Below are 325 nucleotides of genomic sequence, written 5' to 3'. Positions count from 1 at the left end.
GCGGTGCATCGCTCGCTCTCGTCGTCGGAACGGCAAGTGTGAATTCTCAGCGCGATTGTTTTTCCAGCGTCCTGTTTCCTGTTTCGCCGCGTTACCAATCATCTTCATCGCGGCGCCGTATAAGCGAAGTTTGTCAGTGACTATAATCTCAGGCTGGCTGTACCGTTTCATCGCTTTCTTAGTGAATTTAAGGGCTGCGCCCTTATCGCGGCGCTTGGTGACGTAACTTTCCAACACCTCACCTTCATGATCAACCGCTAGCCATAAGTAGTGACGTTCGCCGTTTACTTTCAAAACAAACCTCATCTAGGTGCCACTGCCATTG

The 325-nt window shown here is 50.8% G+C and carries 1 pseudogene; it reads right to left on the bottom strand.

The annotated features are described in order from the left end of the window. A pseudogene (locus AB9F26_RS22415) lies at positions 1 to 325 on the bottom strand (transposase); the annotation flags it as partial.

This window comes from Falsihalocynthiibacter sp. BN13B15 (assembly GCF_041205415.1).
Classification (GTDB): Bacteria; Pseudomonadota; Alphaproteobacteria; order Rhodobacterales; family Rhodobacteraceae; genus Falsihalocynthiibacter; species Falsihalocynthiibacter arcticus.
This window is presented reverse-complemented; position numbering and strand designations above follow the sequence as displayed.